The 17025-nt window shown below is 70.2% G+C and carries 16 protein-coding genes; 6 read left to right on the top strand and 10 right to left on the bottom strand.

Going from position 1 to position 17025, the window contains the following annotated elements:
* Positions 1-142: 142 nt before the first annotated feature.
* Entirely contained in the window at positions 143-547 is a 405-nt protein-coding gene (locus tag OTB16_RS18520; protein WP_267721325.1) for a DUF6188 family protein, read from the bottom strand.
* Entirely contained in the window at positions 544-2367 is a 1824-nt protein-coding gene (locus OTB16_RS18515) for a polymorphic toxin-type HINT domain-containing protein (RefSeq protein ID WP_267721324.1), read from the bottom strand. The genes OTB16_RS18520 and OTB16_RS18515 overlap by 4 nt, the downstream gene beginning before the upstream one ends.
* Positions 2368-2518: 151 nt before the next feature.
* Here OTB16_RS18515 and OTB16_RS18510 point away from each other — a divergent pair, with 151 nt between their 5' ends.
* Positions 2519-2872, top strand: a complete 354-nt coding sequence (locus OTB16_RS18510) for a hypothetical protein (protein WP_267721323.1) — start codon at positions 2519-2521, stop codon at positions 2870-2872.
* A gap of 120 nt (positions 2873-2992) precedes the next feature.
* On the opposite strand, the gene OTB16_RS18505 is transcribed toward OTB16_RS18510, so the two are convergent.
* The 5 genes from OTB16_RS18505 to OTB16_RS18485 all read right to left on the bottom strand — a co-directional run bounded on the left by OTB16_RS18505 (position 2993) and on the right by OTB16_RS18485 (position 11933).
* On the bottom strand, positions 2993-4021 hold the full coding sequence (locus OTB16_RS18505) for an IS630 family transposase (RefSeq protein WP_267721322.1): 1029 nt from the start codon (positions 4019-4021) through the stop codon (positions 2993-2995).
* A gap of 255 nt (positions 4022-4276) precedes the next feature.
* Positions 4277-4435 (bottom strand): hypothetical protein, encoded by a 159-nt coding sequence (locus tag OTB16_RS18500; protein WP_267721321.1) that lies wholly within the window; start codon positions 4433-4435, stop codon positions 4277-4279.
* A gap of 526 nt (positions 4436-4961) precedes the next feature.
* The gene (locus tag OTB16_RS18495; RefSeq protein ID WP_267721320.1) at positions 4962-6287 is read right to left on the bottom strand and encodes a hypothetical protein; all 1326 of its coding nucleotides are present in this window, start codon (positions 6285-6287) and stop codon (positions 4962-4964) included.
* Positions 6284-11086, bottom strand: coding sequence for a ricin-type beta-trefoil lectin domain protein (locus OTB16_RS18490; RefSeq protein ID WP_267721432.1), 4803 nt, complete (start codon positions 11084-11086; stop codon positions 6284-6286). Before OTB16_RS18490 ends, OTB16_RS18495 begins: the two co-directional genes overlap by 4 nt.
* 631 nt (positions 11087-11717) lie before the next feature.
* Complete coding sequence (locus tag OTB16_RS18485) at positions 11718-11933, bottom strand: hypothetical protein (protein ID WP_267721319.1); 216 nt, start codon at positions 11931-11933, stop codon at positions 11718-11720.
* Positions 11934-12015: 82 nt separating this feature from the next.
* Between OTB16_RS18485 and OTB16_RS39635 the strand changes: the two genes are divergently transcribed.
* On the top strand, positions 12016-12606 hold the full coding sequence (locus OTB16_RS39635; RefSeq protein WP_420717731.1) for a S8 family serine peptidase: 591 nt from the start codon (positions 12016-12018) through the stop codon (positions 12604-12606).
* Positions 12607-12679: 73 nt separating this feature from the next.
* On the top strand, positions 12680-13642 hold the full coding sequence (locus OTB16_RS39630; protein WP_420717738.1) for an STAS domain-containing protein: 963 nt from the start codon (positions 12680-12682) through the stop codon (positions 13640-13642).
* A gap of 72 nt (positions 13643-13714) precedes the next feature.
* Here OTB16_RS39630 and OTB16_RS18475 read toward each other — a convergent pair whose 3' ends face one another.
* Positions 13715-13999 carry a hypothetical protein gene (locus tag OTB16_RS18475; protein ID WP_267721318.1) on the bottom strand — a complete coding sequence of 95 codons (285 nt, stop codon included), beginning with the start codon at positions 13997-13999 and terminating at the stop codon, positions 13715-13717.
* A 239-nt stretch (positions 14000-14238) separates the two neighbouring features.
* Between OTB16_RS18475 and OTB16_RS18470 the strand changes: the two genes are divergently transcribed.
* On the top strand, positions 14239-14496 hold the full coding sequence (locus OTB16_RS18470) for a hypothetical protein (RefSeq protein WP_267721317.1): 258 nt from the start codon (positions 14239-14241) through the stop codon (positions 14494-14496).
* Positions 14497-14504: 8 nt separating this feature from the next.
* Positions 14505-14873: a PIN domain-containing protein gene (locus OTB16_RS18465; protein ID WP_420717737.1), complete on the top strand. Its 369-nt coding sequence runs from the start codon at positions 14505-14507 to the stop codon at positions 14871-14873.
* 171 nt (positions 14874-15044) lie between these two features.
* On the opposite strand, the gene OTB16_RS18460 is transcribed toward OTB16_RS18465, so the two are convergent.
* Positions 15045-15392 (bottom strand): PRC-barrel domain-containing protein, encoded by a 348-nt coding sequence (locus OTB16_RS18460; protein WP_267721315.1) that lies wholly within the window; start codon positions 15390-15392, stop codon positions 15045-15047.
* A gap of 142 nt (positions 15393-15534) precedes the next feature.
* The gene (locus OTB16_RS18455) at positions 15535-16377 is read right to left on the bottom strand and encodes a DUF4394 domain-containing protein (RefSeq protein ID WP_267721314.1); all 843 of its coding nucleotides are present in this window, start codon (positions 16375-16377) and stop codon (positions 15535-15537) included.
* A 216-nt stretch (positions 16378-16593) separates the two neighbouring features.
* Between OTB16_RS18455 and OTB16_RS18450 the strand changes: the two genes are divergently transcribed.
* Positions 16594-16785 (top strand): STAS domain-containing protein, encoded by a 192-nt coding sequence (locus OTB16_RS18450; protein ID WP_267721313.1) that lies wholly within the window; start codon positions 16594-16596, stop codon positions 16783-16785.
* Positions 16786-17025 lie beyond the last annotated feature (240 nt).

Raw genomic sequence — 17025 nt, 5'->3', positions numbered from 1 at the left:
TATGCGCAGGACTGTCCAACGTGCGCTCAGCCTCGATCCACCGCGTGATCAAAGATCACGCGGTGGATCGAGGCTGAGAGCCGGGCCGGCGGCCGTGGATACACGACTGCCGACCCGGGCTCTCTCAAAAGACTCGAAAGGCTCAGAAACCTCCGGAGATCTTCATGTCGCTGACCCCCTGGTGGCACGACCAGCGGAACACCCCCGGCTTCTGGAGGCGAGCCGTCTCCCCGGGCCCGGCTCCCCGCACGCTCAGGTGATGGCCCGTACTGAACACCATCCGCAGGGACCCGTTCTTGAACGCGACCGCCGACCGGACCGTGGCACCGACGAGCCGGTCCGACTCCTCGACGGACAGCGCGGCCGCCCCCGGCGCGAACGCCGGGCCGTCGGTCAGGAGCACTGGTCCGGAGACCGTGAGCACCACGCCGTCGGCGAGCGTCACGGTGAGGTCCGGCCCATCCTGCCCGTGCCCCGGCCGGTCGACGGCCACCACGGGGGTGCCCGTCAGCCCGAGGAGCCAGCGGTCGGCGAGTTCCTCGATCACGGCCGGTCCGGCAGGTGCTCGAAGATGTTCCCGATGATGTCCCCCGGACGGCCGTCGGGCATCTGCGGATGGACGTCCCCCGTCCTGGGGTCGACGAGCATGTCCGGGTTTCTGTTGCCGCCGATCCCGCGCCACCCGCCCTGAGCCTTCACCTTGTGGATCGCATCCTTGATCTGCTTGACAGAGTAGCCGGTCGCCTTCGCGATGGCCCCCGGCCTGCTGCACAGTCCGTTGGAATTGTGCACTAGGACGGGAGTGGCGCCCGCGAGCACGTAGTAGGTGTGGAGGTCGTTGACCGTCAGGTTGTAGGCGCCCCGGAGTTCCTTCCAATGGGCGACCTTCTCGATCTCGACGGTGGCGCCGTCCGGCGTGCGCAGGGTGTCGCCGGAGTTGAGATCAGCCGCGTCCGTCCACTGCTTGCGGTTCTCCGACCAGAACGGGTGGTGGTCGGTGGCGGTGAGGGTGCCCCGGCCGGCGTCGGCACTGAGGGTGATGCCGGTGAAGTCACGGTCGTCGGGCGTGTAGATCGTCCCCTCGACCGGACGGGGGCCGGTGACGCCCGACTCGGGGTCGGTGGCGAGGACGGTGTCGCCGGGCTCGATCTGCTCGATGGGGCGGGTCGCCCCGTCGGCCATCAGCACCGGCGTACCGGCGGGGAAGCTGTCGAAGCACCCGGCGACCCTGTCGCCCTTGCGGGCAGCGCGGATGGCGTCGGCGGTGAGCGTCCCGCCGGTCCGGACCCAGCGCAGCACGACGAGCGCGCCCAGGGCCCGGTCAGTGACGCTCAGCTCCTCACCGGTGGCCAGGTCCTTGCCGCGGAGGGCCTCCACGACGCCCTTGCCGTCGCCGATGCCGGGGAGCAGGTTGAGTAGCGAGCCCATCTTGCGGTCCTGGGCGGCGAGCACCTCCGGCGGCGTCTGGTTCGCGCCGACCTTCTCGTTGATGTGTGAGAAATCGAACTTGATGTCCGGTACCGAGAGGATCTTGTCCGCGGTCTTGTTGAACCCGCGCACGGCGGTGTTCATCTGACCCAGGCCCTCGTTCATCTCGCGGACGCCCTCATTGAGCTTGTCCATGCCCCGGTTGGCCTGCTCCAGGCCTTTGTTGATCCCGTCGATGCTCTCGTTGACCTGGACCATCGTGGCGTTCATCTCATCGAGGGCCTCGTTCATCTGGTCGAGGCCGGCGATGATCTGGTCGATGTCCTTGCCGATGCCCTTGAGCTCGTCGAGCGCGTCGAAGATGCTCGGGCCGTCGGGTACGGGCTCGACCGGCTTCCGCTCGGGGAAGTAGTCCCCCAGGTAGACGGAGAGGAGGGTGGTGAACTCGGCGGACGGCTCGCCGATCGCGTCTGCCAGCTCCGAAGCCTGGAACAGCTGGGTGCGGAACTTGTCAAGGTGCGGCCTGGCCGCCTTGTACGTCTTGGCGAGCTGCTTGAATATCTCCTTCCTCCGCTCGGGGTCCGCCTCCTGGTTCGCATGGGTCAGGAGGGGCCGGAGCTGACCGGCAAGTGTCCCCATCTCCTTGTTGACCTCGGCGAAGGCCGCGCCCTCGTCCTTCATCGCCGGTTGGGAGATGTGGAGGTACGTGCCCACGGCGAGGCTGAGCTTGAGGGACTTGAGGGCGAACTCCTTGGCGCACTGAGGTCGCTCGCGCAGCGGCAGCGACCTGCAGTTGGCGTACTTCGAGACCTTGGCCGCCATCTCCAGGAGAGTGGGCTGACGCTCGGCCGGCTCGGCGGCCACGGCCGTACCGGCGCCCGCGGTGAGGCACAGGACGGTGAGGAGTACGACGATCTTCTGTTTTACGTGCTGAAACATGCGTTCCTTACGACGCAGCCCGACGGACCGCGCCTCCCCTCGGCGGCGACAGCCGCCGTTGTTGCCCGCGCGTAGCGCGTGTGGTCGCAACCGACCGTAAGGCGTTACCCCAGGTTATGATTACTTTGGTCAAGTCCCTTACGTTGGGCGGATGGTGACGGAAACAGACCGGCGGCGCACGGCGGCGCTCTGGCTGTTCCCGCTCGCCGCCCTCGTGAGTTGGACCGACTTGATCCTGGTCGTGCCAGGGTGGGTGCTGCCGCACTGGGTGGTCGGCGGGGCCCTGCTGTTGGCCGCCGCCACGGTCCGGGTCTTCCGGCGACGCCCGGCGCCCGCCCGTAGGGGGTGGCAGTGGGCGGCGCTCGCGCTGCCCGCCCTGGTGGCCGCCGTCGGCGCCGCGATCGGCGGGCTCGGGGACCTGTGGGCCGAGTACCGCGTGCTCGACCCGGCGAGGCCGGACGGCTGCCGGGCTCGCTTCGTCACCCCGGACAAAAAGGGTTCATGACTGCTCAGCCTGTAGGATCTACACCGCCGGCCCGGCTCTCAGTGCCTGTAAACAGACTGATCCAAAGCTCTCGGCTGGGCGGGCCGGTTCGCTGATATTGAGCCGAAACTGATGGGTTTCCTACTGGATTGTGTAGCGGACGTGTCGGGCGGCGAAGTACCCGCAGACGATGCGGGGCTGGTGCTGTCTGCGGTGCAGGAAGCGCCGGGTCTCACGGGCGAGGTCGTCAGCGGAGGTAGCGCGGGCGGCGTGGACGTGGTGTTTCAAGTCGGCGTTCAGCAGCTCGTCGGGGTTGAGTTCCGGGCTGTAGCCGGGCATCAGGTGCAGTTCGATGCGCTCGGCGTTGTCGGCGAGCCAGGCCCGGACGGCTTTGCTGCGGTGGACCGGGTGCCGGTCGACGATCACGTGGACCTTCCGCCCGGCCTGGCGGGCGAGGCGGTCGAGGAACGCGCACATCACCTTCGCGTTGAACTTGCCGGGGAAGACGGTGAACCACAGCGCGCCACGGGAGGCGACCGCCGACATGATGTTGACGCGGAACCGGCGGCCATTCACCCGGACCAGCGGGGTCTGCCCGGCCGGCGCCCACGAGCGGCCGGGCGGGGCGGTGTCCGATCGCAGTCCGCACTGATCGGCCCAGACCAGCTCGGCCTTCTCCCCACTCGCCCTGGCCCGGATCGCCGGATACTCCTCCTCAAGCCACCGCTGGACCTGCTCGTCCCGCTGCCGGTAGGAGCGGCGGGCGGGCCGCTGCGGGGTGAAGCCGTGCCGGCGCAGCCACTTGCCCACGCCCTGCTCGGTCATCACCACCCCGCACACCAACTTGATCAACGCCCTGACCGAGGCGCGGGTCCACAGCACGCCGCTGTGCCCGATGTCGGCCGGGGTGTAGTCACGCATCGCCGCCAGGACCGCCCCGCGAGCGGACACGTCGATCAACTCGCCTTTGCCCGCCCGGGGTTCTCGAACTACCGCGAGCAGCGCGCTTCGGCCACCCGCGCGGCTGGCTCGCCACCACGTCCCCACCGACCGCGTGGAGACCCCGAACACCTCCGCCGCCTGCCCATACGTCCGAACCCGCCCCGACTCCAGCGCCGCCACCACCCGCAACCGCAGATCCTCCTGCGCAGCCGGCGACAACCGCCTCATGTCTCCACCGTCGATCACACACCATCAACGAGCAGGCAACCCATCAGTTTCGGCTCAATAGCTGGCCGGAGCATTACTCTCAAGCCACCGTTCGATCTGCTTCCATACGCTGTTGACAGTCATGCAGACATCCTCGGGTGACGTGCTCCTACCCCGCAAGAGAGGGGGCGGGAGAGCGCCGATGGCGATGAAGGACTATTCGGACGAGTTCAAGGCCGATGCCGTAGCCCTGTACGAGTCCACACCCGGGGCGACCTACAAAAGCGTCGCGGCCTGGGGCAGGTGGCCGGCCGCGTTCACGGCGCGCCAGGCGTCGGTGCCGGCGTCCAGCGCGGTCAGCAGCCCCGGCAGGGCCCGTCCGTCTCCCAGATGGGCCGGCGCCAGGACGGCATGCTGGTGGTCGCGCCGCAGCACCGGGTGCGGGCTCGCCCGCGCATCTGGTCCGTGTGCGGTGCGGTGGGCGGTTGCGTAGGCGGCGACGGCTTCCCGGGCCGGTTCGGCAAGGCCGGCCGAGCACCCCGGCGCCTCGGCCGCGGCGCCGACGTCGACGTGTAGGAGTCGGGCGGCAGCAGACAGCCCGCGGTGAGGCGCACGGCAGCGTCGGCCTCGACGACGGCGGTCGCGTACACCTCGACGCCGAGCTGTTGCCCGTCGATCTCCCCGTGCTGGACGTCGTCGCGCTTGTTCCGCCCCACGAGCGCCCGACCGTGCCGCTCCGACAGCGGGTGCGTCTTGCCGATCTCGGTCTGACCTACAGCAAGGCCGAGCGGGGCGCCCTTCCGCACCTGCGGGCGTGCGCTTCCTTGATCCCGGCGAAGTTCTCGCCGTACGCGGCGGGGGAGCGCGGGTGCTGTCCACACGGCAGCGGCGAGCCCTACAAGGCGAGCGCCCCTCCGGTAGGAGGGGCGCTCTGATGGGAGTACGGGTACGGGCAGGGGGGTCAGCTGCGCTGCACCAGGTGGTCGATCGAGAAGAGGAGATGGTCCTCGCCGTACTGGAAACGGCTGCTGAGGGTCTCGTACCGGGCGTACCGCTCCTCGGTGAGCGGCAGTTGCAGGACTTCCAGTGTCCGCAGGAACAGGCGGAACCCGAGGTCGGGGTCGACCCGTGTGACGACCTGTTCCAGTGCTCCCATCACCGCGGTGCCCTCCAGGGGACGGAATGCAGGGCTGATCGCCTTGCCCGCGGCGAGGGGCGCCATGTCCCGGATTTCGCGGAGGACCGCGTCACCGGTATCGGTGTGAACGGCCGGGGCCACCGGGAAGTGGGCGGGAGCGACCGCGGCCAGGTGCTCCTCGCACACTTCCACGACCTGCTCCAGCCACTCCCGGCCGCCGACGCCGCACTCGTCGATGCTGTAGCCCCGGTTTGTCGCCGCCAGCCACAGCACGGTGATGGTGTCGTCGGACAGCCCCGAGTCGAGCATCCGGCGCGTGTCCTCCCACACGATGGCCGCCTCGGAGCCCGGAGGCCGCTCGTACCCGTCGTATGTCACGGCGTTCTCGACGGCCGCGCGGGGAGTGCGGTAGTGCCACCCCGCCGTGAACAGCCTGGCGAGCTGGGAGAGTCCGAAGTCCCCGGAGACGCCCTGCCTGGTGGCGCTGACCTGCGGCCAGACGATGTGCAGGCCGTCGTGGACGGCGCCTGCGGGGAAGCCGAACTCCCGGCCAAGTGCCAACAGGCGGCGGTATCGCTCATGCGGGACGGGCACGGCGTGGACCTTGAGCGCGCGGAGGAACAGCCGCATGCCGAGGTCACCGTCGCCACCGGTCACCACCCGTTCGAGGGCGTCGACGAGGTCCGGCAGCGCCGACGCGCCGGCAAGGGCCGGGGCGGTGGCACGGAGTTCCGCCACGACCGCCTGGCACAGTCCCGCGTCCCGCACCGGCCGCACCGGTGGCGGAGCGTAGGAGCGCTTGTTCTGCCGGAGCCGTGCCGTGGACACCTCCGAGATCCGCTCCAGCCATCCACGGCAGGTCATACCGTGGTCGGCCGGGTCGAAGGCGTTGCCTGTGGAGGCGAGCCACACCGTGCGGAGGATTCGTTCCGGCAGCTCGGAAGCCAGCAGCCGGCGAGCGTCCTCACCCAGTTCGACGGCCTCCTCGCCCTCGGACCCGTCGGCGAGCTCTTCCGCGCACTTCAGGGCGGCGGCCGGGCCGGTGTCGGCGCCGGGAAGGCCGAGGCGTTCGGTCAGGGCGGTCAGGGCGGTCAGGCCGAAATCCGTTCCGTAGCCGAGCTCGTAGTACGCCGGACGTTCCTGGGTCATGGAGTTCCCGTCGGGAAGGCGGTCATGATGGCGAAGCCACCACGCCCTTGGCCGCTGTGGCCCGACACCTTCATCAGTTTCAGCGAGACGCTGTTACCGGCTGTGGTCACCGTGACGCCGTCCGGGTGGTACGCCTTCCCCAGGGAAGGATAGGCATTCCAAGTCCCTGTGATGTCCAGGACCACCTCGCCTTCCCTCGCTCCGGCGACCCTCTGTTCGAACCTCTTCCACTTGACCTTGTCCAGTACCCTCTGGCCGCCCTTCACGGTGGTGAAGTAGTCCGCGACGATGCGGTCGATGGCCTGCTGGGCGATTTCCTGGCTGGTGAACACCGAGTTCGGCACGCCCTTCCTCCGGGCCAGAGCGAACGCCTGGGCCGGGGTCGGGGTCACGTGCTCCGCGAGCGCGTGCATCTCGCCCGAGTCCTTGTACTTCCTCAGACTCGGCAGGAGTTCGTCGCCGAGGTTGATGCAGTTGTGGACGAGCACGTCCGACGCTTGTGATCCTTCAGCGCGGACGTAGAAGGTGTGCAGGCCGCTGACCGTGAGGTCGTAGACCTGCTGGGATGCCGCGTCGGTTTCGCCACCCACGCCTGCCACCGTGATCAGCTCCCCGCTGGGGCGGAGCAGCCGGTCTCCCGTACGCAGTTCCGAGGCGAGAATCCATCCGCGCTTCTCGGCGTAGATCTTGTGTCCGGGTGTGGTCTCCAGGCTGCTGCCGTCGGAAAGGCTGATGGTGACCAGACCGTCGGCCGCGTGCTGGAAGGTGTCGGTGACCGGCTCGGAGCGGACCGACCCGGTGGCCGGGTCGCCGGCCAGTACCGCGTCACCCACCCGAAGCGAGCTGATCGGGCGGTGTGACCCGTCTGCCATGAGCACACGTGTGGCGGCCGGGAAACTGTTGATCTTGCACGAGGTAAGGGCCGCTTCGGCCATGTTGGCCTCGAACTCGATGGCTGCCAGAGCCTGCGGATTGATCCTCAGCCCCTTCAGCCCCCGCAGGGCGTCGGCGATGCCGATTCCGGTACGCATGGCGGCGTCGAGAGCGGTGATGCCGTCGGCGATGGGCCTGAGGATCTTCCCGGAGAACAGCAGGGCGACGTCCACGGCTGCCCAGGCACATCCGCCCAGGCTTCCGCTCTCACCGCCGGGCCACATCTGACCGCACTTGATCCAGTGCCCGAAGAGGATGTCCACCGGGTCGACGTTCGACTGGTACTCGCCCATCGTGATGGTGTGCGTGAACTCCTGGGTCAGCTCGTCCGTCGCGTACTCGCCCAGATACACCGTCTCGCTCGCGGGACACGTGCCCTTCGACGGGTCCAGGACGTCCGCGGTGCACAGGTACAGATCGAGGTAGTCCTTGTAGCGGATCTGCACGGTCATCGTGCAGTCGCCCTTATAGAAGAGCGCGTCGATCCAGCCTTCGCAGCCGGCCGTCTTCCTCAGGGTCTGGGGTTCTCCGATCTGCTCGGTGCGGTCCTTCAGGTAGAACATGTTGCCGATGGACCCACCGGCCAGGTCGGGGACCGTTCCGGTCTGAATCTGCTTCGCCTTCGCGGCCTTCTCGGCCCTGTCAGCGGCTTCCTGGGCCTCCTTGGCGTACTTGTCCGCGTCCTTCGCGGCCTGCTCGGCCTCGGTCGCGGCGATGGCGGCGCGGTCGGCGGCCGCCCGGGCGCTCTTCGCGTCCTCTTCGGCTCGGGTCGCCGCCGCGCGGGCCGCGGCGGCGTCGAGGGCCGCCTGGTCGGCGGAGTCCCGGGCCGCCTTGGCGTAGCCCTCGGAGCGTCCGGCTGCCTGGTCCGCGGCCACGGCGTCCGCCGCGGCCTGACTGGCGAATGCGGTGCTGCGAGCCAGCGACGCGGCGGCCAGTGATGCCGACTTCGCGGCGTCGGCCGAGTAGCCGAGAGCCTCCTTGGCGTAGGTACGGGCGTCCGAGGCATGCTTGGCGGCCGTCGCCGCGTGCGCGTACGCGGCCTTCGCGTCGCCCTGCGCCTGGTCGGCGAGGACCTTGGCCGAGGCAGCCTCCTCCTGAGCGTTCTTGGCGTGGGCGTCGGCGATGGCCCTCTGCTGTTCGGCGATGGTCTTCGACGCCTGCCCGGTCAGCACGACCAGGCCGGCGGCCGAGTCGGTGGTGACGTAGGGCGAGCCGAGCTGGATGGCGTCGTTCGCGGGCTTGGCGACCTGTGCGGCTGCCTTGCCCGCGTCCACCGCGGCCTGAGCGGTCACGTAGGCGTAACCCGCCGCCTTGGCCGCTGCGGCCCGGGCCTTGCCGGCCTCCACGCTCGCCTTGTCCGCCTGGGTCTTGGCCGTCTTGGACTGTGCTTCCGCCTCGTTGGCCTGTGAGACGGCAGCCCGCGCGGAGAACGCGGCGCGCTCGGAAGCGGCAATCGCATCGGCCGTGGCGCTGGTCGCGGTCCTCACCGCGGCATCCGCCTTCAACTTCTCGGCCTGCGCGGCGTCGGCGTCGGCACGCGAGCGCTTGGCCGCCGCTTCGGCGCGGGTGGCGGCCGCATCGGCGTCGGATGCGGCCTTCGTCGCCGCGTCGGCCTCGCCCCGCGCCCTGCCGGCTGCCGTCTCCGCGTCAGTGGCGTACTTGTTCGCCTGGTCGGCGGCCGCGCGTGCGGCGGTGGCCTCCGGGCCGGCCTCGACGGCAGCGGCGTAGGCGGCCTTGGCGTCCGCCTTGGCGCGTGCGGCGTCGGACTTCTGTTCCGCTTCCCAGGCGTCGTCGCGCTTGGCCTTGGCGGTGTCGCGGGCCTTGACGGCGCCGTCCTTGTGCTTGACCGCGGACGCCTCGGCGGCTTCGGCCTTGGTCCTGGCGTTGCCGGCCTTGGTCGCCTCCGCTTCCGCGTTCTTCTTGTGCTGGGCGGCTTCGCCCTGCTTGACGGCCGCGGTTTCCTTCTCCTTCTTCGCCGTGGCCTCCTCGGCCTCGGCCGAGAGCCGCTTGGCGTGGGCGTTGGCGGCCGCCGCCTTGGCGTCGGCCTCCGCCTTCAGCGCCTCGCCGAGCTTCGCCTTGGCGGTATCCGCTTCCTTCTTGGCGTTGTCCCGGTGCGTCTTGGCGGAATCCGCGGCGGCCTTCGCCTGGAGCTCGGCCGTGTGCGCGGCCCCCCGGCGGAACTCCGCCTTCGACTGCGCGGCCTGGGCCAGAGCGCGCTGCGCGATGGTGTCGCTGTCCGCGCCGGAGGCACGGGTGGCCGCCTCCGCGGTCTCACCCGCCTTCACCATCGCGTCCAGTGCCGCCACCGAACCCTTGGTGACCTGGGCCTTCTGCTGACCGACCAGCAGACCGCGGCCCCGCGGCGCACCGGCCGAGTCCGCGACGGCGTAGGCGGCCTGCTCGGCGGTGTCACTGGCCGTGGCGGCCTTCCTCGCCGCCGCGGCCTGCGCCTTCAGGACGTCGACCTGCTTCTTCGCGCCCGCCTGGGCGTCCGCGACGGCCTTCTTGGCCTTGTCGAACTCCGCCTTGGGCGGCACGGAGCCGGTGTTGCCGGACGGCATCACGTCGAACTGCTGCGGGCCTGCCGCGTTGCAGTCCCACAGCCGTGCGTCCTTGCTGTTGTCGTACGTCGGCAGATCAACGCACTTGCCGGTGCCGACGCTCTTCAGGGCGGTGGTGGCGCGCAGGTTGAAGTCCCACGTCTGCGCCGGCGAGCTGTTGCACGTCGCGATCTGGATCTTGGTGCCGTTGGCCGCTTTGTTCGCCGCCACTTCGAGGCACTTGAAGGACTTGGTGTTCCGCAGGTGCAGCCCGTGGTCGTCGCCGAAGAGCTGCCACGTCTGGGCCCCGGAGCCCGTGCACGTGTACACCTGCACGGGCGTGCCGTCGGCCGTGCCGCCGCCCTGCACGTCGAGGCACTTGCCGGCGGCGCCGTGCACCTTGATCGTCGTCGGGCTGTCGCCGACCGCCCCGACGCCGCCGGGGGACCAGTAGTCCTGGAAGCGGGCGGCGTGGTCGGCCACCCACGAGTGACCCAGCAGTTCACCCAGAGCCTTGGCGCCCGTGGTCAGGGACGTGGTGGCGTTCTTGTTCGCGGCCAGGATCTGGTTCCGCTGCGTCTGCTGGGAGGCGATCTCCTGCTGCCACTCGCCGGCGGCGGCGGTGGTGACCCCGCGCAGCACCTTGGCCGGGTCCATCGGATCACGCCAGGCACAGGAGGCGAACCGGGTCTTGAGGTCCTCGACCGCGATGCGGTACTCCGCCGTGCCCGCCTCCGGCGCCGTGCGGGGGAACCCGCCGGAAGCGAGGAAGATACGGGCGTTGTCCGCCCCCGTGGGCTCCAGCGACCAGTCGGTGAGGTGCTTGTACGCGTCGCGTTCCGCGATCGCGCGGATCCAGGCGTCTCCGGTGACCTGCTGAGGGTCGGGGTCCTTGCCGTAGAGCGGTGCGCCCAAGGACTTCACGGCCGTGACGGCGGGCCCGGATGCCTTGGGCGTGGGGTCGTCGTAGAAGTCACTCTCGGATGCCCAGAACCGGTCGGCGGTCCACTTGCTGAGCCCGGTCTGGGCGTAGAAGTCCTGCTTGCCGTCGCCGGGAGAGCCCGGAGGCCAGTGGAAATCGGCGTTATTGATGCCGCCCGGGGTGGTCAGCCCCTCCAGGGGCTTCTTCCACGTGTCCCGGAGGGAGCTCAGCGCCGTCATGGCGCTGCTCGCCGCGTCCCGGTCCTTCTGGTACGCGGTCGCGAGCGGGGTCTGCTCCCAGTGCTGGCGGTCGGCCAGGACGTGGAGCTTGTCCTGCGGCTGGTTCAGGCCGTCCTGGGCGACCTGCGCCATGGCCGGACCGCCCAGGCGCAGGACATCGGCCATCAGGCACTGGTCCTGCCGCCACTGCTCGGCGGCCGTGTCGTCGAGCCAGTCCTCAGAGCTGCCGGCCGCGGCGGCGCGCAGTGCGTTGGCGCGATCGAGCAGTGCGGGCTGGACGGCCAGGCTGCTCAGGACGGCCAGGGTGACGACGGATGCGGCGGCCGGAGGCAGGAGTGCGGGCCTTCTCGGTCTGCGGGAGAAAAAACGTGTTGTTGGGCTCAAGAGACCATGCCTTCGTGGTGAATGAAGGCGGCAGGGGTACCCGTCCGAGAAGGCAGAGGCGGCGCAGCCCGAATCAAACCACTGTCCCTGTGCCAGGACAGTGGGAAGCGGAGGCTGTGGACCTATGCGGTGGGTCTGGTGAGCCGATGTCGCGGCATGCCGAAACCACCCCTCCCCCGTGGCGGCATTGTTCCCCCGACCGCCAGCTGGTGTGCGCGGCAGGCTTGTTGGTCATGTCCGCCGGTCGCGCGGCGCTCACTATAGACACAGGTCGAGGCGCGGGAGCAAGGAAGTTGAGCCGCACTCCGAGGCGGCATGGTGGCCAAGTGCCGTTCGTAACCTGGGCCATGGTTGCGGCCCCACGCCTCGTGGGAGGTGTCGCTGCCGAGGGTGGGCATGCCGTCGGCCCGCGTCAGCGTGCGGTGATGGTGGCGATGCAGGCGACGAGGAGGGCGGCGCCGGCGAGTGTGGCGCCCATCGCGGGGACGGTGCGCGGGTGTCGGCATGCGAGGTAGCCGAGTGCACTGAGGAACAGCACGGAGACGAGGACCAGCACCAGGACCAGGAGGACCAGGAGGGTGAGCGCGGACACGACGGACGTTCCCGCCATCCCGGGTTCGACGGCCACCTCGCCCCAGGCAAGTGGTCCTCCAGTGGCCCATGGCCAAGTGGTGGCGGCTTCCTCCGCCCGGTCAGGGGGCGCTCAGGCGATGCATGCCGACCTGGAGTCGATGCGGCAGCGCGTGCCGGTACTGGACACCGGCATCGACACCACGCACCGGGAGTTCGAAGGCCGTGCCACGTGGTTGGGGAATGTCACCGGGGACGGAAACAAGCGGGACTGCAACGGCCGGGGCACCCATCTGTCGGGCACGGTGGGCGCCGAAAGCCACGGGGTGGCGAAGAAGACCAGCCTGCGGGCGGTAAAAGTCGCCGACTGCGACGGCACCGCCACCCCAGAGGACCTACGCGATAGTCTCCCCGGAAGGGGGCGAGCCCAGCCCGAGGCCCGATCTGGAACACCACGTACTTTCAGCGCGGAACCAATCCGGAGCCGTGACCGGAAGTGTGCCCCCCGAACCGAAGACCGCCCGTTCGCCGAGTTCAGCGCCCTTGGCCGTGCGCTTACGGGGAATGACGCCCCTTCGACGCCGGTCGCCGCGGGCGTCGGCTTTTCGTACTCCGAAGGCGGCTGCCGGTCACGCTGCTTGGCCGGCACGACGCGGAGAGAGGGTCTGCACGGTAGAGGTTCTCGGCCGTCCGGGTGGCGGCTGTGGTGCGGTCGGCGTAGCGCGGGCTGACGACGGCTCCGAGCGGGCAGGGATCGCCGAGACGTTTTCCCGAGCTCGTGAAGGAGAGTTCTTCGTGTCTGAGATGTGGAGCTACAACCCGGAGTCGCACTACACGCCCGGTACCAGTCTGGCCGGCTTCAAGGTGGAGGCGACGGACGGGCACATCGGCAAGGTGGACGAGGAGACCGAAGAGGTCGGATCGTCCTTCATCGTGGTCGACACCGGTCCGTGGATCTTCGGCAAGCACGTCCTGCTCCCGGCCGGCACGGTCGTGCGCGTGGACGTGAAGGAGAAGGAGGTCCACGTGAACCTCACGAAGGACCAGATCAAGGACTCCCCGGAGTACGACAAGGACAAGCACCGGGGCGACGCCGGATACCGCGACCAGGTGGCAAGTACTACGGCCGCGGCAGCATCTGACCGGCCCTCACGACCGGGCTCCACCCGGCTGACCAGCCGGGTGGAGCCGCACGGCGCTGTCGGGCCCGGACCGTCGGGGGCTCGCGTGCCGGGCGCCGGCCCGCCGGACCCGTACGCCAGGATGGGGCGCCCTCGGGCGCCCGGAGCCCGGAGCCGGAGCCCGGAGCCGGAGCCCGGAGCCGGAGCCCGGAGGCGTCGGGAGGAGACCCCGCTTTTGATCACCACGAACATCCAGAACTGCGGCACCTCGGTGCTGCTGAGCGCCGACGGCCACCTCGGCGACGATGCGGACACCGTCCTCCAGCGAGCTCTCGACCGCGTCACCGCCGACGACCGGACCCTCATGATCGACATCCACGGCGTGGCCTCCATGGACCCCGCGGGACTACTTCACCTCCTGGACCTGCACCGGAGAGCCCAGTGCCTGGGACTGCGGGTCATGGTCGTGGGCTGGCAACCCCAACCCCAGCAGCTGATGGCCGAGGTCGCCGGCATTCGCGGCCCCGGCTCCGCCACCGGAGAGCGTCACGCCCTGGACGGCTTCCGCCGCCTGATCACCCGACGCGCGCAACAGGCCCAGGACAGCACGACCACCGCGGCTCGGAGCGCCGAAGGCCACTGGTAGCGAGCCGTCCGCCGGGCGGGGCGGGCGCGGAGCCCCGCGCGTCCGCTCACCGCGTCCGCTCACCGCGTCCGCTCACCGCGTCCGCTCACCGCGTCCGTCGGTCAGGCGTGTTGCGGCGCGCGGTGGGCAGGGCGCACGGGGCCCGAGGCGGGCGGGTCCCCGGCGAAGAGGGCGAGCAGGCCCCGCGATGTCGCGTCCGGCCTCGGCGGGGTGCCGGAAGGTGGCTCCGTTGGTGATCCGGTAGTGGTTGCGCCGGCCTTCGCGTACCCGGGTGAGGTAGCCCTCCTGTTTCAGGTCGGCGGCGATCGACTGCACGGTCCGCTCGGTCCGTACGCACGCCGAGGCCCGCGTGGTCATGGAGGGTCAGGCCACCAACTGGGGGCCCGATCACCCGCACAGCGTTCCGCCGCGCTTCGTCGAACCGGTCCGCTCCCGCAGTATCGGTCCGTGGGAGGACCCGTCCTACCAGTGAGCGCCGCCCCTCCTGCCAGTGCCGGGCCGGCCGGGCATGGCGATCGGCCACCGCGGGATACAGCCCCGTAGCTGCGGGTACGGGTACGTACCCGTACCCTGGGGGGAAGGAGAGGAGCACGACGATGTCGGATGCCAACGTGAGAATCCCCGAGGAAGCCAAGGACCGGCTTGCCGCGATCGCGGCCGCGGAGGGCCTGTCCCTGCGCGCCTATCTGGCGCGCCTGGCCGAGACGATGCTGACGCCCGCCGAACGCGCCGAGCGTGCCGAGAAGGCGCAGGCCGCGCTGAGGGCCTGGAACGGGTACGCCCCGACAGCGGCGGAACAAGGTGTCCTCGACGATGAGCTCGACCGTCGTCTTGCGCAGGTGCAGCGCCCGTGAGGGAAGCGATGCACATCGTCCTCGACGAGACGGCCATGGCCGCGGCCGGGCAGGGCAATGTCCTGGCCTCCCGGCTGATTCACCGCGCCCACGCCGAGACCGGATGGTTCCTGTACGCACCGTCCTGCGCGCTCGTCGAAGCCGACCGGGCCCGCCCCGGCACCGCGGAGCACCTCGCTGCCCTGCCGGGCATCACCGTCCTGGACCTGGACCTGCCCGCGGCGCTCGCCGTCGCGCAGCAGGAGACCTGGGCCGCCGCCCACAGCCAGCACGCTGCGCAGCCGACGGCCGACCGGCCCGACGGTGCGATCATTGCCACGACTTTGCCGAAGCGCTGGGAAGGGCAGGCGGTCCGCGTCCTGGACCTCACCCCGTAGCCGGGGCCGGTCCTCCGATGCGATGCGGCCTCGAACCAGAGCACTGGTTCGGGGCCGCAGTACGTCCGCGATCAGAGGCTGGGGCGGATCGGTTCCTGCCGGGCCTGGACCAGACCGCGCGATCCCCGCGGGCTCCTTCGCCGTCGATCCGCCTCCCTGCCGTGGTGGAGGTCAGATGCGGTCGCGGCCGTAGTACTGACCGAGCTGGTCACGGTAGGCGGCGTCGCCGCGGTGCTTGTCCTTGTCGTACTCGGGGGAGTCCTTGATCTGGTCCTTGGTGAGGTTGACCTGGATCTCCTTCTCCTTCACGTCGACGCGCACGACGGTGCCGGCGGGCAGGAGGACTTCCTTGCCGAAGATCCACGGGCCGGTGTCGACCACGATGTAGGAGGAGCCGACCTCCTCGGTCGCCTCGTCGACCTTGCCGATGTGCCCGTCGCTGGCTTCGACCTTGAAGCCGACCAGGCTGGTGCCGGGGGTGTAGTGCGCCTCGGGGTTGTAGCTCCACATGTCAGCCATGGGTCTCTCCTTCACAGGGGTACGGGGATGTTCTTGGGATGCCTGCCCTCCGTAGCGTGATCGCCAGCCTGTGACTGCGCTTGCCACCCGGACAGCCCAGGCCGAACCTCGCGCGGACGGCGGTGCGGTGTCGGCGAAGCCGTTACCTCTGGTTCAGGGGCAGGGCGACGTCGAAGACCTGCCGGTCCGCGGGGAAGGCGCCGGCGTCGCGGGCCGCCCCGGTGAGCGGGTTGACCTTGTAGAAGCGGTAGGAGCCGCCGACCGAGAGCGCGGCGTAGCCCTGGTTGGTGCCGTCCCGGGGCGAGAAGTAGATGTCGAAGCCCGCGCTGGGTCCCGCGTCGACGCCGAGGCTGCCGGTGGGGGCGAGGGTGCCGGAGTTGGCCGGGGACTGCAGCACCACGCGGTCGCCCGCGGTGTCGATGTCGAACAGGCTGGTGGCCGTCGCCGCGTCCAGGTCGTTGTTCGTGTACGCGGCGCCGGTCACGCCGAGGGCGGGGGCGGTGGCGGGCGGGGTGGTGAGCGTGATGTCGGCGACGGTTCCGCCGGTGGCGACGTTCACGTTGTGGCGCAGGTTCTGCCCGGTGTCGCTGATGATCCGCAGCCGGTCGGCGGCCGGGTTGAAGTCCACCCCGAAAGTGGTGCCCTGAAGGGCGATGCTCAGCTGGGACACCTTCGTCGCGGCGGCGTTCGCGCTGTCGAGGGTATACACGCCGCCGGCGTTGCCCACGCCGTAGAGCAGACCGTCCTGGACGCGGTAGTCGATCCCGACCAACGCCGTGTCACCCGCCAGACCGGTGACGGTCCCGGCCGAGGACACCCGGTCGGGGTCGCCGGCGCGGAACGACAGCAGACGCTGGTCGTCGGTCAGGCCGGTCACCTTCAGACCGCCCCGGCCGTGGTCGTGCGGGTCACTGTCCGCGGCCACCGCCGGTCCGGCCACGGACAGGGCGGCGGCGAGCGCCATCACGAGGACTGCCTTGTGCATGAGTTCTCCACTGAGTCGAACCGCCCGCACAGCCGGGCGTTACCCGGCAGACACAACCAGTCACGCCCCGGTCCGGCGCGTCGAGCGCAGCCAGATGGAGGTCTCTTTGGCGATGGACCCTGTGTCATGCGATGGACCCGGTGTTCATGCGGTGGGGCAGGCCGTACGGTCGGAGCATCAGGGATTCGGCGGATGAACGTGACGGGCTGAAGGTCTATGGAGCTGCCGAAGGTAGCGGTGAAGCCCGAAGCGGATGGTGCGGTCGTCATCGTCCGCACAGGGGACTTTGACCTGGACACTGCTGGCGTCCCGGCGGCGGCGTGCGACCGGGACGCGGCCGGGGCGAAGCTGCTCGTGCTCGATGTCGCCCGGGTGGCGTTCGCGGACTCGTCGTTCCTGAACCGTTGATACGGCTGCGCAGCACCGGGCCGGTGGTGCTGGCCGGGCCAGTCCCTACCCGGCTTCAGCGGTTGCTGGAGATGACAGGTGCGCTGGAGCTGTTCGAGCTCCGCGACAGCGCCGCTGATCCCGCCGCCTGCCCCCCGGAAGGCTGACCTCCCGGAAGGCTGCGCCACCGGCGAGCGGGTGTCGCCGGTCACGGCCCGGTGCCAACGACCCCGATCCCCATACGGTCACGCTCCCGGGGCG

This window comes from Streptomyces antarcticus (assembly GCF_026627255.1).
GTDB lineage: Bacteria > Actinomycetota > Actinomycetes > Streptomycetales > Streptomycetaceae > Streptomyces > Streptomyces antarcticus.
Note: the sequence above shows the minus strand (reverse complement) of the source record. Positions and strands in the feature narration are given on the sequence as shown.

Excerpts from the sequence above, each read along its gene's own strand:
- OTB16_RS39635 (WP_420717731.1), top strand. The coding sequence starts at position 12,016 with ATGCATGCCGACCTGGAGTCGATGCGGCAGCGCGTGCCGGTACTGGAC.
- OTB16_RS18505 (WP_267721322.1), bottom strand. The coding sequence starts at position 4,021 with ATGAGGCGGTTGTCGCCGGCTGCGCAGGAGGATCTGCGGTTGCGGGTG.
- OTB16_RS18470 (WP_267721317.1), top strand. The coding sequence starts at position 14,239 with ATGTCGGATGCCAACGTGAGAATCCCCGAGGAAGCCAAGGACCGGCTT.
- OTB16_RS18450 (WP_267721313.1), top strand. The coding sequence starts at position 16,594 with ATGGAGCTGCCGAAGGTAGCGGTGAAGCCCGAAGCGGATGGTGCGGTC.
- OTB16_RS18515 (WP_267721324.1), bottom strand. The coding sequence starts at position 2,367 with ATGTTTCAGCACGTAAAACAGAAGATCGTCGTACTCCTCACCGTCCTG.
- OTB16_RS39630 (WP_420717738.1), top strand. The coding sequence starts at position 12,680 with ATGTGGAGCTACAACCCGGAGTCGCACTACACGCCCGGTACCAGTCTG.
- OTB16_RS18460 (WP_267721315.1), bottom strand. The coding sequence starts at position 15,392 with ATGGCTGACATGTGGAGCTACAACCCCGAGGCGCACTACACCCCCGGC.
- OTB16_RS18510 (WP_267721323.1), top strand. The coding sequence starts at position 2,519 with ATGGTGACGGAAACAGACCGGCGGCGCACGGCGGCGCTCTGGCTGTTC.
- OTB16_RS18495 (WP_267721320.1), bottom strand. The coding sequence starts at position 6,287 with ATGACCCAGGAACGTCCGGCGTACTACGAGCTCGGCTACGGAACGGAT.
- OTB16_RS18475 (WP_267721318.1), bottom strand. The coding sequence starts at position 13,999 with ATGACCACGCGGGCCTCGGCGTGCGTACGGACCGAGCGGACCGTGCAG.
- OTB16_RS18465 (WP_420717737.1), top strand. The coding sequence starts at position 14,505 with ATGCACATCGTCCTCGACGAGACGGCCATGGCCGCGGCCGGGCAGGGC.
- OTB16_RS18455 (WP_267721314.1), bottom strand. The coding sequence starts at position 16,377 with ATGCACAAGGCAGTCCTCGTGATGGCGCTCGCCGCCGCCCTGTCCGTG.
- OTB16_RS18490 (WP_267721432.1), bottom strand. The coding sequence starts at position 11,086 with ATGGCCGATGTCCTGCGCCTGGGCGGTCCGGCCATGGCGCAGGTCGCC.